Origin of the sequence: Promicromonospora alba, assembly GCF_042654905.1 — a bacterium.
GTDB classification, from domain to species: Bacteria; Actinomycetota; Actinomycetes; order Actinomycetales; family Cellulomonadaceae; genus Promicromonospora; species Promicromonospora alba.
In genome coordinates this window covers 131905-147127 of sequence record NZ_JBHSFI010000004.1, presented here as the reverse complement: position 1 = coordinate 147127, position 15223 = coordinate 131905, and the positions used below count along the sequence as shown (strand labels likewise).

Annotated in this window: 12 protein-coding genes; 8 read left to right on the top strand and 4 right to left on the bottom strand. The window is 71.4% G+C overall.

Features of this window, described 5'->3' with window-relative positions; genetic code table 11:
- The first annotated feature begins 201 nt into the window (after positions 1-201).
- The 3 genes from ACFO6V_RS11595 (at position 202) to ACFO6V_RS11585 (ending at position 7097) form a co-directional block, all read left to right on the top strand.
- Positions 202-2538: a helix-turn-helix transcriptional regulator gene (locus ACFO6V_RS11595; protein WP_377135473.1), complete on the top strand. Its 2337-nt coding sequence runs from the start codon at positions 202-204 to the stop codon at positions 2536-2538.
- A 408-nt stretch (positions 2539-2946) separates the two neighbouring features.
- Positions 2947-5592 (top strand): choice-of-anchor G family protein, encoded by a 2646-nt coding sequence (locus ACFO6V_RS11590; protein ID WP_377135470.1) that lies wholly within the window; start codon positions 2947-2949, stop codon positions 5590-5592.
- A gap of 134 nt (positions 5593-5726) precedes the next feature.
- The gene (locus tag ACFO6V_RS11585; RefSeq protein ID WP_377135468.1) at positions 5727-7097 is read left to right on the top strand and encodes a copper amine oxidase; all 1371 of its coding nucleotides are present in this window, start codon (positions 5727-5729) and stop codon (positions 7095-7097) included.
- Positions 7098-7145: 48 nt separating this feature from the next.
- Here the strand turns inward: ACFO6V_RS11585 and ACFO6V_RS11580 are convergent, their stop codons facing one another.
- A complete protein-coding gene (locus ACFO6V_RS11580; protein WP_377135466.1) occupies positions 7146-7907 on the bottom strand; it encodes a class I SAM-dependent methyltransferase in 762 nt (253 codons plus the stop codon).
- Between the two features lie 125 nt (positions 7908-8032).
- Between ACFO6V_RS11580 and ACFO6V_RS11575 the strand changes: the two genes are divergently transcribed.
- From ACFO6V_RS11575 to ACFO6V_RS11565, 3 genes are read left to right on the top strand one after another with little or no spacing between them, the layout of a single operon-like run.
- A complete protein-coding gene (locus ACFO6V_RS11575) occupies positions 8033-9148 on the top strand; it encodes a hypothetical protein (RefSeq protein WP_377135464.1) in 1116 nt (371 codons plus the stop codon).
- Between the two features lie 50 nt (positions 9149-9198).
- The gene (locus tag ACFO6V_RS11570; RefSeq protein ID WP_377135462.1) at positions 9199-10482 is read left to right on the top strand and encodes a sensor histidine kinase; all 1284 of its coding nucleotides are present in this window, start codon (positions 9199-9201) and stop codon (positions 10480-10482) included.
- Positions 10475-11116, top strand: coding sequence for a response regulator (locus tag ACFO6V_RS11565; RefSeq protein WP_377135460.1), 642 nt, complete (start codon positions 10475-10477; stop codon positions 11114-11116). The genes ACFO6V_RS11570 and ACFO6V_RS11565 overlap by 8 nt, the downstream gene beginning before the upstream one ends.
- 24 nt (positions 11117-11140) lie before the next feature.
- On the opposite strand, the gene ACFO6V_RS11560 is transcribed toward ACFO6V_RS11565, so the two are convergent.
- Complete coding sequence (locus tag ACFO6V_RS11560) at positions 11141-11617, bottom strand: GNAT family N-acetyltransferase (RefSeq protein WP_377135457.1); 477 nt, start codon at positions 11615-11617, stop codon at positions 11141-11143.
- 191 nt (positions 11618-11808) lie between these two features.
- Here ACFO6V_RS11560 and ACFO6V_RS11555 point away from each other — a divergent pair, with 191 nt between their 5' ends.
- Positions 11809-12078 carry a hypothetical protein gene (locus tag ACFO6V_RS11555; RefSeq protein WP_377135455.1) on the top strand — a complete coding sequence of 90 codons (270 nt, stop codon included), beginning with the start codon at positions 11809-11811 and terminating at the stop codon, positions 12076-12078.
- A 45-nt stretch (positions 12079-12123) separates the two neighbouring features.
- Here the strand turns inward: ACFO6V_RS11555 and ACFO6V_RS11550 are convergent, their stop codons facing one another.
- Together ACFO6V_RS11550 and ACFO6V_RS11545 are read right to left on the bottom strand one after the other, a co-directional pair.
- The gene (locus ACFO6V_RS11550) at positions 12124-12606 is read right to left on the bottom strand and encodes a glutathione peroxidase (RefSeq protein ID WP_377135453.1); all 483 of its coding nucleotides are present in this window, start codon (positions 12604-12606) and stop codon (positions 12124-12126) included.
- 39 nt (positions 12607-12645) lie between these two features.
- Positions 12646-13959, bottom strand: a complete 1314-nt coding sequence (locus ACFO6V_RS11545) for a dicarboxylate/amino acid:cation symporter (protein WP_377135451.1) — start codon at positions 13957-13959, stop codon at positions 12646-12648.
- Positions 13960-14129: 170 nt separating this feature from the next.
- On the opposite strand from ACFO6V_RS11545, the gene ACFO6V_RS11540 reads away from it, so the two are divergent.
- Positions 14130-15176, top strand: coding sequence for a pseudouridine synthase (locus ACFO6V_RS11540; protein ID WP_377135449.1), 1047 nt, complete (start codon positions 14130-14132; stop codon positions 15174-15176).
- The last annotated feature ends 47 nt before the right edge of the window (positions 15177-15223 follow it).

Genomic DNA, 15223 nt, shown 5'->3' with positions numbered 1-15223 from the left:
TAGAGCCGTAATATCCCGTACCACACGCTCATCCTGCACGATTCATCTCCTGTCATAGACTCCTGAGGCGCTACGGATAGACATTCATGTAAGTGGCGAACTGGGGTGTGCGTGCCATCAAGTAACGGGCCTTCCGTGGCAGTGCCTTCGGCAGTGCCGACGGTATGGACGAACCACGCAGGCAGCAGGGGGAGGGACCTCGTGGTCCACGGGCGTGATCGAGAGCTGCGGGTCATCGGGCATTTCGCAACCGACCTGGACCCGACGGTCCTGGTCGTGCGCGGACTGAGCGGGATCGGCAAGACCTCGACGGTGCTCCACGCGCTGAAGCAGGTCGGCGCGGGATCGTCAGCGGTCCGCGTGGTCCGGCCGTGCTCGTCGCGGCCGTCGGCGCACGACCTGGACAACAGCCGGCGGGTCGACCTGTCGGCCTGGTCCGTGCCGGACGATCCTGCGGACGGTCCGGGCTTCGACGCGGCAGGGTTCCTGCGCGCGGTCTCGGTCTGGGCGGGCGACGGTGGCTCCGGGCCGCGCGTCCTCTTCGTGGACGACGTCGGGGTGCTGACCGCTGAGCGCGCGCGCTGGCTCCAGCACCTGGCGGACGAGGCGTACGGACAGGACTGGCGGGTGATCGCCGCGGTGCGGAGCATCGCGGTCGAGGCGCTCTCCGACGACGTCGAGGTGCTCGAGCTAGGCCCGCTCGACCGGATGTCCCTGCGCCGTGCGCTCGCGACGGAGATTAGCGCCCCGGTGGCGGCCGACGTCGTCGAGCACCTGCGCTGGTGGAGCGCCGGAAACCCACGCCTCGCCCTCGAGCTCGCGGGTTCGCTGAGCGCCGCGGAGCTGTGCGGGGACGTGTCCTGGACAGGACCCGAGACGGTGGGTTCGGCGGCCCGGCGCTCCTACCGCGCGATGCTTGCCGGGCTCGACCCGGCGACCATGACCGCGCTCGCGACCGCACCCCTCGGCGGCGCCTCGGCGGCGCGTCAGGACGGCCGCTCGAGCGTGCGGCACCCGCTGCTCGCCCTGCTGTGCAAGGAGGTGCGGAGCGCTGACGGCCAGGTGGACGGCCGGGACGCCCTGGCACCGGATCGCGGCCCCACCGACGCCGGCGCGCTGCTGAGGATCCTCGACGGGCTGCACCTGGAGGAGCTGCCCGCGCGCGCGTGGGCGGCCGTGGCGGCTGCGCCCGACCCGCACCTGGCCGCGCGCGCCGTCGGGGTGTCGCTCATGACCGGTCGCGCCTGGCGGGACCACGCGGGCGGCTCGCTGGTGCCGGACGGGGTGGGCGCGGAATGGACCGACCACCTGTGGTGGCGCGACCTGACGGGCGTCGGCGCGGAGGCCCGCGCAGCGGGCGCACGGGTCGCCGAGGCACTGCTGTGCCTCGAGGACACGGGCGGCCTGCCGGACCCCGGCGCGCTACGGGCAGACCTGCGGCTGATCGGGCGGACGCCCGGCCAGGACTGGGTCGGCGTCGACATCCAGGTACGCGCCCTCCTGACCCTGGGGGACGTGGTCGGCGCACGCGGCCTCCTCGCCGACCACTCCGGCGCGACGCCGGACAGGGCGGTGGCGGAGATCGTCGCGCGCGACCTCGCGGCGGCCCGGGTGGCCGCCTTCGACGGGCGCGCGGTCGACGTCCGTACGCATCTCGCGCACGCCACCGAGCTGCGCCCGTCCGTCGACGCGTGGCTGCCGGCCCGGGGCATGCGTGCCTCGGCGGACGCCGTCGTCGACGGGACCGTCCCCGGCAGCACGATGCCGGCGCAGGCGGGCAGCTGGTCGGCGCGGGTGCTCGGCGAGTACGCCGCGGACCTGGGCGCCGCCCACCTCGTCGTCGGACAGGCGGAAGGCGCGGTCGCGCTGCTGACCATCGCGCTCGAGCACTGCGCCTGGCCCTACCGGGGACGCGTGCAGGTGCGGTGCGATCTCGTGGAGTCCGTCATGGCTTCCACGCCGCCCGGCCGGGTGGGGCCGCGCGCCCAGCGGCTCCTCGACCCGCCGGTGGCACCCGAGGAACGGTCGACGCCCGACGTCGCCGCCGCCTACGCGAGGCTCGACGCGCTGCTGGCCGACGACGGCGTGCCGTCGGTGGCGTTCGAGACCGCGCTGCACGCGCCGTCCGCCCCCATGTCGCCGTGGCAGCGGGTCCGCATGCTCGTCGCGTACGGGCGCTACGCCGTGACGCGCGGCGGCCGCGCCACGGGCAACGCGATGCTCGACGAGGCCAGGACGCTCGTGCGGCTGGCCGGGATGGCGGGCTGGCTGCGGGGTATCGACGTCTTCCTCGCGGAGGCCGATGCGAGCGGTGGTGCCGGCCCCGAGTGGGAGGTGCTCGGCACGCACGAGCGGGAGATGGTCAAGCTGGCGGTGCACGGCGCGACGAACTCGCAGATCGCCCAGGCGACGTTCGTTTCCGAGCGGACGGTCGTGAACCGGCTGCGCCGGGCCTACGCGACGCTCGGCATCCGGGACCGCAGGGACCTGGTCCGGCTCGCCGAGACCCGTCCCCCCGCTTGGCTTGCCGGTGGCTGACACCCGACCTTAACGCAAGGTTTTCACCTGCTGTTGGTAGGGCTTTTCACCCGGCATTTCGGACTTCCCTCACTTCTTTCCGCGGACGTGCATGCGGACGCCTTTATCGCTCCTCCGATCGATTCGAGCGCACGGCGAATTGCGTTGAGTTGCGTCAGCGCACGATTGCCGCTCCGCCTGGCAGGTCCCTGGGAATCACTGTTCTCTAAAGCCCGGGCACCGGTGTGTCATACGCCTCGCCCCAGCCGATTCCGGACGTGATCACGTACCGATCCGGACGCTTTCACTTGAAGCGTGTATATGGAGGAGTGAGTTCTCTTGAACCGAACGCAAGTACCGTCAGGCCGACGTCGGAAGGGCGGCGCCCCGTGGCGCCGGACCCTGGCGACGGCCGCGGCAACCGCAGTCGTGGTTACGGCCACCGGACTGCCTGCGGTCGCAGTGAACAACTACCCGGACGAGCCGTCCGAGGCCGCTGCGAGCGTCCTCGACTCGACGCTCTTCCAGGAGGCGCTGCTGGCAGCCGCTTACTCGCAGGCCGGCTCGGAGTCGAACCCCGGGCCGAACGAGGGCAACCTCAACGTCGAGCTGCTCGGCTCCGAGCTCATCAAGCTCAATGACATCGAGGTTCGCCTCGACGAGATCCTCGACTACGGTCAGGCTGGCGCACTCGTCAGCAGGAGCGAGGCGTCGTCCCCAGTCGACGCGTACGCGGTGTCGGGCCTGCTCGGCGCGGACGGCGGCGTCCACCTCGACGGCAAGACCGAGGACTTCGGCAAGGCGTCCGTGGACGTCCTGTCCGTCGCACGCCTGCTGGGCATCGACGGCCTCACCGACAAGATCGTCGACCAGCTCCTCCTGGAGGCCGGCGCTGCCGCGGCCGAGGTCAAGGCTGAGGACGGCGTCATCCTGGACCAGGACGGCGTGGGTGGCCTCGGCCAGTACCGCGTTGCCGACCTGGACCTGTTCCTGCACTCCCCGGTCATCGAGGACGCTGCCGCGTCGATCTACGACATCGGCGGCACCATCGACACGACCGTCGAGGACCTCGTCAACGAGAACCTGGACGACAGCGCCCTGACCGGCCTGTTCGACGCGGTCCCGGGTGTTCCGACGCCCTCGATCACCGTCGACAGCAACATGCAGGAGAACCTCTTCCAGTCCGTCGTGGGCGAGCCGATCACCTCGGCGAACCAGCTGATCACGATCGACCTGTCGACCGGTCAGCTGGAGATCCACCTCGACAAGCTTGTCGACAGCCCCGAGGGTAACGAGGAAGGCCTCAACGGCCTTCCCCCGAACACCGAGCTCATCGACGACACGACCTACCCGCTCATCGCGGAGACGGTGCACGAGCTGATGGAGGAGATCACCAACATCCTCATCGGCGCGATCGAGGACTCGCTGAACTCGGTCACCGTGAACATCGCCTTCTACGAGGAGGGCGCCCTCGGCACCCTCGACGTCTCGTGGTCGCTGCCCCTGGTGGACGCCGTGAACGGTGACTTCCCCGAGGCCGTCGACAACAGCACGGGCACGATGGCGCCGGTCGCCACGGTCCTGGTCAACACCATCAACACGGTCGGCCCGGCGCTCGCGCCGATCCTGGCCCCGGTGTACGAGCTGCTGATCAGCGACGAGGGTGACAACATCTTCGAGCTGCTGATCAACGACCTCAAGACGGACTCGATCACGAAGCCGATCCGCGAGCTGCTCTCGCCGGTCTTCGACGTCCTGTCGCAGATCCTCTCGATCACGATCAACCGTCAGGTGACCGAGACCGGTGGCACGGTGTCCCCGACCGCCACGGCGGACGAGGTCGTCACGTCGCTCGACCTGAACGCGCTGAGCATCGCGCTGCTGCCGGGGGAGAACGAGCTCGCTCGGATCAACCTGGGCAACGCCGCCGTGCGCATCACGCCCGACGACGGCGGTCCTGGCGACATCGACCCGTCGCTGTCGGTCGACCCCGCCACCGTGGCGCCTGGCCAGTCCACGATCACGACCGGTGAGGGCTACACGCCCGACTCGACCGCGACCGTTCAGCTGACCGACCCCGAGGGCAACCCCGTGGGCGACGCCATCCCGGTCGACACCGACTCGGACGGTTCGTTCACCGTCGCGGTTCCGGTTCCGGCTGACGCCGAGCTCGGCGTCTACCCGGTCGTGGGTACGGACGACACCACCGGTGAGGCCGCTGAGGCCCCGCTGGCAGTGGTCGCCGGATCCGACATCTGCGCCATGGACCCGACGCTGACCGTCCAGCCGGGTGCTGTCTACCCGGGTGACACCGTCTCGGTCGTCGGCCAGGGCTTCCCGGCCGGTGTCCCGGTCGCCGTGCAGCTGCGCGACGCCGAGGGCAACCCGGTGGGCGACGCTGTCATGGTCACCCCGGACGAGGCCTGTGGCTTCATCACGGACCTGACCGTTCCTGAGGACGCAGAGCCCGGCGACCACGTCGTCGAGGCTGTTCCTGAGGACGGCAGCGAGGGTGCCGAGGCGCCGCTCGAGATCCTGGAGCCGGGCACGAACCCCCCGGGTGAGTGCACGAACCCGACCATCGTTGCCGACCCGGCAGTGGTCGAGGCCGGCGACGAGGTCATCGTCACCGGTTCGGGCTTCCCGGCCGGCTCCACGGTCATCGTCCAGCTGAAGGACACGCAGGGCAACGACATCGGTGACCCCGTCACCGTGACCGTCGGCGACGACTGCGGCTTCGAGACCCCGATCACGGTTCCCGAGGGGACCCCGCCGGGCGTCATCATCGTCGACGCTCAGCCGGAGGACGGCGGCGAGGGCGCGCAGACGCCGATCACCGTCGTGGCCAGCAACAGCGGCTCCGGCAACGGTGACGGCAACGGTGATGGTTCGGGTGCGGGCGCCGGTAACGGCGACGGCGGCCTGGCCAACACCGGTGCGAACGTCGCGGTCCTGATCGCCGCCATGGTGCTGCTGCTCGGTGCCGGTGCGGTCATGATCAAGCGTCGCCGCGAGATCAGCCAGGCCTTCGCCACCGCGATGGGCCGGATGTCGGGCGACAAGCCTGCCGTCTGATGAGCTGAGTCTCTGACGCAGTAGCAATTGTCTGACGCAGTAAGACCGGCCCGGTGCGACGTCGTCGCACCGGGCCGGTCCTGTTCCCGAACGGCCCGCAGACGGGCCGTGTGCCCGAGATCCAAGGGGGAGTCGTGTCCGAGCTGTCGCCGAGACGAGGGATGATTCCGGCGGTCGTCGCAGCAGCGGCCATCGTCGCACTCGTCGTGGCTGCGATCCTGGTCGTGGAGCACGCGCTACCTGCAGCGCCTGCCCCGCTGACAGACGAGAAGACGGCGTCGGGCGGTGTGGACCTGCGGTGCCCGGAGAACGAGCCGATCACGCAGGAGCTGCTCAGCCGTTCGACGTGGACCATGTGCTGGCGGGTCGACTCCAGCCGCGGGCTGGTGCTCGAGGACGTCCACTTCGCTCCGGCAGACCACAAGCCGGTGCAGGTGCTGGCCGAGCTGTCGATCGGGCAGCTCGAGGTGCCGTACGACACCGGCCTGCGCAATACCGAGGACATCACCACACAGGGCTTCGGCGGCCCGCAGATGATGACGCTCACCGAGACCGAGTGCCTCGGTGAGCGCCTTGAGACCTATCTGCCGAAGGTCGGCGACGGTTCGCTGGGCGGGGGCGGCGCGAAGCGGTCGGTGCTCTGCCAGGAAGTGGTCGACGGCGGCATCGCGTACCGCAGCGGCGAGGGCGGGGGCGCCGGGGCCGAGGTGGCACGGCGCACCGAGCTGCGGCTCGCGACCGTCTCGAAGGTCGGCTGGTACGAGTACGTCAGCCAGTACACGTTCGGCAGCGACGGGACGATCCGGTCCGACCTGGGTGCCACGGGCGACCTGTCGCCGGAGGACTACGGCGACGACCCGGCCCACGGCTGGCCGGTCGGCCCCGGAGAGACCGACTACGCCACCAGCCACTCGCACAACGCGGTGTGGCGGGTGCACTGGGCGCTCGGTGGTCAGGGCGCGCAGGCGGTCGAGCAGTACGACGCCGCACCGACCGGCGAGCAGGGGCCGCGGGCACCGCTCGTCGCGGGCAAGCTCACCAGGATCACGCACGAGGGCACCGCGGAGGCGGCGGACCGCCGCTGGTGGCGCGTCGTGAACCCGGACGTGCTCAACGAGGACGGGCACGAGATCTCGTACCAGGTGGACCTCGGCGCCACGACGCCGTTCGAGCTCACCCAGGACCACCATCACGACGACGTCGACGACGCCGGGTACGCGATCGCGTTCACCGAGGCCGACGACTGCCAGCTGTTCGCAACGGCGAACAAGGAGGGCACGTGCGGATCGGGCGTGCTCGACTTCGCGCAGGACGAGGCGGAGCTGTCCGACGTCGTCACGTGGGTCGCCGTCGGCTTCCACCACGTCGCGCGCGACGAGGACCAGAGCCCGATGGAGATGCACTGGCAGGGCTTCACCCTGACGCCGCGTGACCTGACGGCGCAGCGCGTCGGCCCGCCGCCGGCCCGCCAGGACGTGAACGGCAAGCCTGCCGAGCTGCACTGACGCAGCCGTCCTGAGCCTGAGCCAGCCGTCCGGTCAGGCCCCGCGCCGCTAGGGCTTCCGCGCCTCCACGAGCGTGCGCCGGCTGTGGCAGACGAACGAGCCGTGCTCCGCGATGTGCTCCCGCAGCGCGCCCAGCCGGTCACGGTACTTCTCGACAGTGAAGTCGGGCACCGTCCACAGGACCTTCCGCAGGAAGTGCACCACCGCCGCCAGGTCGAAGAACTCGACCCGGGTGAGCGCGTCCTGGAGCCGCACCACGTCGAACCCTACGGCGCCCACCTGCGCGCGCACGTCGTCCAGGTACTCGGCGTCCCGGTTCTCCTGCGGTCCCATCAGGAACTCGTACAGGGCCCGGTTCGAGCCGGCTCCCACCTCCTGGACCAGGACCGTGCCGCCCGGCGCCAGCACGCGGGCAGCCTCCGCGTAGGGGAACGAGACCGGATGACGGCCCGTGACCAGGCCGAACGTGGAGTCGTCGAAGGGGAGCGCGGTCGCTGAGCCCTCGACCAGGGTCACGACGCCGCCGAACGGTTCGAGCGCGGCCGAGGCGAGCGCGTGGTTGGGTGCCCAGCCCTCGGTGGCCCGCACCGTGCCGGGCACGCGTCCCGCCAGCCCCAGCGCCTCGGCGAACACCTCGCCGCCGCCGGTGTCGACGTCGAGCACCGAGTCGACCTGGCCCAGCCGCTCGCCGCAGAGACGCACGTAGCCCCAGCCGGGTCGCTCCTCGGTGGCCCGGCCCGCGAACCAGGAGAAGTCCCAGCCGTCGGTAGGAACGGCCAGCCCTTCGGCGATCTCCTCGTCGAGCGTCATACCGGCGAACTTATCCCCGCGAATCCCCCGGCCACCAGCCGATACCCCCCGGTCGGGGGAGGGGGAGGGCACCTGGCGGACGGGAGTGTGGAGGCATACCGCACGACCGACCGGAAGGAACCGTCATGGAACGTCTGCCCCGCGCCACACTCATCGGCGCCACCATCGCGAGCGGCGCCACCGCGCTGCTCGGCCTGGCCTGGATGCTCGGGCTCTCGCCGAACGTCTACGCGGACCCGGCCACCGCGCTCCTGGCCCGGCTCGCCGGGCAGGATGCCGCGACCACCGTGCACGTCGTCGCGGCGCTGGCCGGCGTCGCAGGCGGGATCGCGGCGCTCGCCGGCGTCCTGGGCGCGCGCGGCCGGGTCTGGGCAGCGGCGCTGCAGCTCGTCGTGTTCGGCGTGGTGCTGCAGGGTGGCGGCCCGCTGTCCACGATGGGCTACCTCGTGGCGATGGCGATGCCGCTGGCCGTCGTGGTCCTGCTCGTCCAGGTGGTGCGCCGCTACCGGGTCGCCCGCTGGACGGTCGGCGTACCCGGCCTGGCCCTGCTCGTCGTCGGCGCGTTCCTGGCGCGGGACGCCCTCGCCGGGATAGTGCGCATGCTCGGCGCCGGCCTGTACGAGAACCGCGCGGGGCTCCTGCTCTCCCTGCTGGTGCTCGCCGCCGGGACCCTGTGGGCCGCCGCCGGGGTGCAGGCCCTGGCGGGCACACCGGTCATGGAGCGCACCACGGACTGGGTGGTGCGGCACCGCAAGGCCATCACGATCGTCGCCGCCACCGGACCGCTCCCGTACGCCCTGGTGCGGCTCACCTGGCTCACCCCGTGGCCGCAGCTCGGGTTCGACATGGACCTGTCCACGCGGATCTGGGGGCTGACACTGTCCAGCGGCGCCTGGCTCGGCGTCTTCCTCACGCTCGGCCTGATCCGCCCCTGGGGCGAGGTGTTCCCCCGCTGGATGCCGGGCCTCGCAGGCCGCCGCGTACCCATCGCGGCGGCCGCCGTGCCCGGCGGGCTGATCGCGGTGACCCTGGTCTTCTCCGCGATCCCGATGCTGGTGATGTTCAGCGGGCAGACCCTCGTCGAGGGCATCGTGGGCGCCATCACGTTCCCGTGCTGGTACTGGGGTCCGGCCCTGGCGCTCGCCGTCTGGGGCTACGTGGCCCACCGGACCCGGTCCGAGCGCAGCACCCCGGCGCTCGACGCCGGGACGCCGGCCCGGGAACAGCTCCCGGCCGTCTGACGCAACAGGTGGCCTGGCGGGCGTACCCGAGGACCGGAGAGGATGACGGCATGCAGGCGATGAGGCGGCGGCTCACCGGGGACCGGGCTCGGTGTGCCGCCCGGTATCTCGCCCGGCGGTTCGCCTGGCAGATGCTGGGCGGGGCGATCGGGCTGGCCCTGGTGCTGCTCGTCTACAGCCTGCTGAACATCGTCGCCGGAGGGCTTCCCGCCTGGGTGGTGGCGGTCGCGACGGTCGCGGCCGCCATCGGGCTCGGGCTGGTACCCGGCGCACGGGAGCTGGAGGTCACCGCGGCCCGCGCGCTGCTCGACGTGGAGGACGAGCTCGTGGCCCCCGCCCGGCCCCGCCCCGCGCACCGGCTCCGGACGGCGGCCTGGGTCGCGGGGCACCTCGCCTCCGGTCTGCTCGTGGCGGCCGGCCTCTTCGCGGGTGTCCCGATGGCGGTGCTGATCGGCGCAGAAGCGGTCGCCGGGGAGGCGTTGCGCTCAGGGGACTCGTTCTACACCGGGCTTCCGCTGCCCACCGGGCCGGTCTCGCTCGCACTGCGGCTGGTGGCGTGCGCCGCCTTCGCGCTGCTGGCCCTCGTCGCCACCTGGCCGCTGGGCGCCGCCGCATCGGCGCTCGCCGGCCGGGTGCTCGGGCCCACGCCGCACGACCGCATGGAGACGGCGCTCGCCAGGGCCCGCCGGGAGGCGGAGCACACCCGCCTGGCGCGCGAGCTGCACGACGGGATAGGCCATGCGCTCACCGTCGTGAGCGTCCAGGCGGCGGCCGGCCGCCGGGTCGTCGCGATGAACCCCGACGCGGCGGCCGAGGCCCTGGCCGCCATCGAGGACACCGCACGGTCGGCGCTCGCCGAGCTCGACCAGCTGCTGGCCGTCCTGCGCGACGACGCCGACGACGACGCACCGGTCGCCCTCGCACCCGCGCTGGACGACGTCGTGTCGGCGCACCGCCGCGCGGGGCTCGACCTGAGCGCCCAGCTCGACCTCCCGGCCGGGCTGCCCGCACTCCTCGGCCGGAGCGTGCAGCGCATCGTCACGGAGGCGCTCACCAACGCCCACCGGCACGGCGCTCCCGGCCCCGTCCGGCTCACCGTGGGGCACGGCGGCGACGAGGTGCGGATCGAGGTGGTGAACCCGGTCCGCCCCGGCTCGCGTCCCGGCAGGCGCCCCTCCGGAGGGCGCGGCCTGGCGGGTATCCGGGAGCGTGTCGCCCTGTTCGGCGGCACCGTCGATGCGGGGCCGGACGGCGACCGGTGGGTCTTTCGTGCGACGCTGCCCTGCGCACCCCGGGCCACCGGCGGGGCCGACCGGAAGGATCCAGATGCCTGACACCCAGGTCCGGGTACTCGTCGCCGACGACGAACCGCTCGTCCGCAGCGGCCTGCGCCTCATCCTCGACGCCGAGCCCGACATCGAGGTCGTCGGCGAGGCCGGCGACGGCGCCCAGGCGGTCGAGCTGGCGCGCGCCCTGCGGCCCGACGTCGTCTGCATGGACGTCCGGATGCCGGGCGTGGACGGGCTGCGCGCGACGGAGCTCGTGCTGCGGCTCCCGGAGCCGCCCCGCGTGCTCGTGGTGACGACGTTCGAGCACGACGGCTACGTGCTCGACGCGCTGACGGTGGGCGCGTCCGGATTCCTGCTCAAGCGGGCGGGCGCCGACGAGATGGTGCAGGCGGTCCGGACGGTCGCCGTCGGGCAGAGCCTGCTGTATCCACAGGCGCTCCGTGACCTGATCCGTACCCGTCCCCGCGCGACGGCCGGCGCGCCGGTGCTGACGCCGCGCGAGCGGGAGGTGCTGGGGCTGGTGGCCCAGGGCATGACGAACGCGGAGATCGCCGCCGCGCTGGTGATCGGGGTCGAGACCGTGCGCACGCACGTGGCGGCGGTCCTCGCGAAGCTGCAGGCCCGGGACCGGACGCAGGCGGTGGTGCTCGGGTACCGGGCAGGGCTGGTCGAGCTGTAGCCGCTCCGGGAGCAGGGCCGGGCGTCAGTCCCGGGGGAGGGCCATCTCCACCTGGTCCGGGAACGGCGCGTAGTCGGACGCCAGGGTGCGTCCCGTACGGCGCCAGCCGAGGTGCTCGTAGAAGCCGATGGCCTGGTCGTTGTCGGCGAGGCACCACAGGCGCGGGTCGCGCATCTCGGCGACCGCCGCGTCCATCGCCGCACGGGCGAGGCCGGCGCCCCACCGGGACGGGTGCACCGCCAGGTGCCGGAGCAGCCGCTCGTCGTGGGCGACGAAGCAGGCCAGCCTGGAGCTGTCGGCGTCGTCGTCGTCCAGGACGAGCACGCGCACACCCGGCTCGGTGAGCGCGGACTCCCACTTGGCCAGGACCTCGTCGGCGGGGAAGGGATACATGCCCGGCGGGAAGATATGGCCGAGCGCCGCGATCCCGGCGGCGCGCTCGACATCGAGGAGCGCCTGCGCGTCCTCGGGCGTGGCCTGCCGGAATCGGGTCGGTTCCATGCTCACCAGCGTATGCCCCGCCCGCGGCGCGGGCACCACCGTCGAGATTTGCGCAGGGCCCCGGTCGACCGGGCGGCCTACCTGTTGGCCTACCGGCTGAAAAACAGGGTGAAACTTTTCTGGGAAGTGCTGTGACCTCCGCGTGGTTCGAGCGTCAAGGCTGCATGACAGATACAGCATTCAGTGCAGTGATGTCCCGCTTGACGGCGCTCGACACGCTCTCGCTGCGAGTGAGTCAGGACTGGCTCGCGTTCGGCCTGGATCGGGTCGACGTGCTGGTCATCGACATTCTGACGGTCAGTGAGCTCACGGCCATGCCGCTGGTGAGCAAGCACAGGCTGATCGCGGAGGAGCCCGATCCCGGAAGGGAGCTTGGCCTGACGAGGGTGTGGACCGGCTGGCTCGGCGACGCCTCGGACGTGGTGCCGGTCGCCATGCGGCTCACGCTCGCCCCCGAGTGAGGACTGGGGAAGGAGGCCGCCGCCCCGGCGGCGGCCTCCTCAGCCTCAGCGCGGCAGGTGCGCCTCGATCTCGCCGATGATCGCCGGGTCGTCCGGCAGCGTCTTCGGTGAGTAGCGGCGCACGTCGCCACCCGGCAGGACCAGGAACTTCTCGAAGTTCCACCGGATCTTGCCCGAGTGCCCCTCTGCGTCCTCCGCCTTCTTGAGCTCCTGGTAGAGCGGGTGAGCGTTTCGCCCGTTCAGCCGGATCTTGTCGAGCACGGGGAACGTGACGCCGTACGTCATGGAGCAGAACTCGGCGATCTTGTCGTTCGAGCTCAGCTCCTGCAGGAACTGGTTGCTGGGGAAGCCCAGCACCGTGAACCCCCGGTCCTGGTACTTCTTCTGCAGCTCCTCCAGGGTCGCGTACTGCGGCGCCAGGCCGCACCGCGAGGCCACGTTCACGACGAGCACCACGTCGTCCTTGTGCTCAGCCAGCGAGATCTCGGTGCCGTCCATCGTGTGGAAGGGGATGTCGTAGAGGTCCATTCCCGCATCGTCCATCTTTGTTGCACTCACTGCAAGGTTTCAGGCGGGCTGGTTCGCCGGAGCGGCTGTGGCGTTCGACTCATCGGCGCCCGACTCGTCGTCGGTGGTGGGGGCGTCGCTCTCCGCTACCGTCTTCCGCTCGTCGTAGACCTCGCGATCGATCTCGCCGGAGGCGTTCGCGACGAGCATCGCGACGAGCGTGTCGCCGTTGACGTTGAGGAACGTCCGGAAGATGCCCGTGAACCAGTCCACCGCGATGAGGAGCCCCACTGCCTCGAACGGGAGGCCGAGCGACGTCGCGAGGAACATCGCGACCACCGGGAAGCCGCCAGGGACCGTGATGGTGCCCATGTTGAGCAGCACGGCGAGGGCCATGCCGAGGACCAGCTGGCCCGGCGACAGGGTGACGTCGCCCGCCTGGGCGAGGAACATCACGACGATCATGTAGTTGAGGACGGCTCCGTAGGAACCCATGGTCAGGCCGACCGACAGGGTGAAGCTCGCGACGCGCTTGCTGATGCCGACCTTCTCGACGGCGTTGCGCAGCACCGTCGGGTAGGTGACCGCCGAGCTCGTGGTCGTGACCGCTATCGCCGTCTGCTCCGCGAGCTTGCGCGGCAGACGCCACGGGCTCAGCCGCGTGCGCACCGTGACCACGGTGACGAACAGGACCAAGAGGATGACCACGCCGAGCAGCGTCGTCCCGAGGTAGCTCAGTGCGGTCGTCACGACGGCGAACCCGACGTCTCCCGCGAGCGCCGCGAGCAGGCAGAACACCCCGACGGGCGCGATGTACATGACGAACCTGATCATCGTGAGGACGATCTGCTGGAGCTGGTCGAAGAACCCGAGCACCAGCCGGTTGCCGGTCCGGGCGATGTACGCGTTGAGCGCGGCGCCGAACAGCAGCGAGAAGATGATGATCGGCACCATGGTCGCCGTCGACATGGCCTCGAAGATGTTCGTCGACACGAAGCCGAGGACCGTGTCCTGCCAGCTGGTCGGCTCGGGCGGGGTGAGAGCGGGGTCGAGCTCTCCGTCGAACACCATGCCGGCTCCGGGACGCAGGAGGCTGCTCAGGCCCCAGGCGAGCAGCGCGGCGACGACGGAGAAGGAGATCATCCAGCCGAAGGTCCGGGCGGCGAGACCGCCGGCGCCCTTGCCGCTCATGGATCCCGTCGCGACGATCACCGAGGCCATCACGAGCGGCACTATCGACATCTGGATGAGCCGGATGAAGAGGTCGCCGACGAACTTCAGGTTGCTCGCCCACTCGCCGGCGAGGAGCCCGAAGGCGATTCCGGCGACGGCGGCGATGCCGATCTGCAGGGCAGGGTTCTTCAGGGCCTTCACGGTTCCTCCGGTGTCATGTGCCGCACGACCGCGCGGCTCTGCTGCGAAACTAGGCGGGCACCGTTAGGCCGGTGAGGACTGCGCGTTGCATTCCTGTTTCAACTTCGACGGGTTCTGGCACAAATGTTTCGGGATGATGACCGCCGGTCGCGCGGGGTTAGGTTGACGGCGTGAGCCACCCGTCCCCGGGCACCGGACGCCGACCCGGACCTACCAAGCACCGACCGCCGCTGCCGGTGCGGGACGGGCTCAACCCGACCCGGATAGTGCTGCCGCACGACCCGGAGGTGGTCGCGCGGTTCCCGTTCGCGCTCGACTACCTCCTGGACAGGTTCCGCGACGACGAGGTGCGCCTGCGCGAGAAGCTCGGCCTGGGCGAGATCGTCACCGGCCGCGGGGAGCCGCTCACCCCGGCGACCCCGTACGAGCCGCGCGGCTTTCTCTACCTGTACCGCGACCCGCCCGCGCACGAGGACAAGATCCCCTTCGAGCCGGAGGTGCTGCACCGCGACGAGAACCTGCTCGTCGTCGACAAGCCGCACTTCCTCGCGACGATGCCGCGCGGGCGGTGGATACGGGAGACCGCCCTGGTCCGGCTCCGGGTCGCCCTGGACCTGCCGGAGCTCTCGCCGGCGCACCGGCTCGACCGCGGCACCGCGGGTGTGCTGGTCCTCACGGTGCGGCCAGAGGTGCGCGGCGCGTACCAGGAGGCGTTCGCCCGCCGCGAGGTGCGCAAGGTCTACGAGGCGGTCGCACCGCTCACGCCGTCGGACGGCGCTCCGCCCGACGCCGCCCTGGTCGCCCGGGGTGAGCCCGTCACGCTGCGCAGCCGCATGGTGAAGCGGCGCGGCGTCACCAGGGCCGAGGAGGTGCCCGGCGTACCGAACACCGAGTCCCTGATCACCCTCTCGGCGGTCGACGAAGCGCGTGGCCTGGGCCTGTACCGCCTGGAACCGCACACCGGCAAGACCCACCAGCTCAGGCTGCACATGGCGTCGCTCGGGCTGCCGATCCTGCACGACCCGTTCTGGCCCGAGCTCCGCGACTGGGAACCCGACGACTTCGACCGGCCGCTACAGCTCCTGTCCCGGTCGCTCGAGCTCACCGACCCGCTGTCCGGGCGGCTCCGCCGCTTCGAGTCGCGCAGGACCCTGAGCGAGTGGACCTGTCAGACGCCCCCGGACGTGTCAGACGCTCAGGTCACCCGAGTGACCTGAGCGTCTGACACATGCGGGGGTTTCTGACAGGTGCGGAGGTTCGGGCA

Bases quoted from the DNA above. Each gene is read 5' to 3' on its own strand.
- ACFO6V_RS11580 (WP_377135466.1), bottom strand. From the start codon at position 7,907: ATGACGCTCGACGAGGAGATCGCCGAAGGGCTGGCCGTTCCTACCGAC.
- ACFO6V_RS11575 (WP_377135464.1), top strand. From the start codon at position 8,033: ATGGAACGTCTGCCCCGCGCCACACTCATCGGCGCCACCATCGCGAGC.
- ACFO6V_RS11570 (WP_377135462.1), top strand. From the start codon at position 9,199: ATGCAGGCGATGAGGCGGCGGCTCACCGGGGACCGGGCTCGGTGTGCC.
- ACFO6V_RS11565 (WP_377135460.1), top strand. From the start codon at position 10,475: ATGCCTGACACCCAGGTCCGGGTACTCGTCGCCGACGACGAACCGCTC.
- ACFO6V_RS11560 (WP_377135457.1), bottom strand. From the start codon at position 11,617: ATGGAACCGACCCGATTCCGGCAGGCCACGCCCGAGGACGCGCAGGCG.
- ACFO6V_RS11555 (WP_377135455.1), top strand. From the start codon at position 11,809: ATGTCCCGCTTGACGGCGCTCGACACGCTCTCGCTGCGAGTGAGTCAG.
- ACFO6V_RS11550 (WP_377135453.1), bottom strand. From the start codon at position 12,606: ATGGACCTCTACGACATCCCCTTCCACACGATGGACGGCACCGAGATC.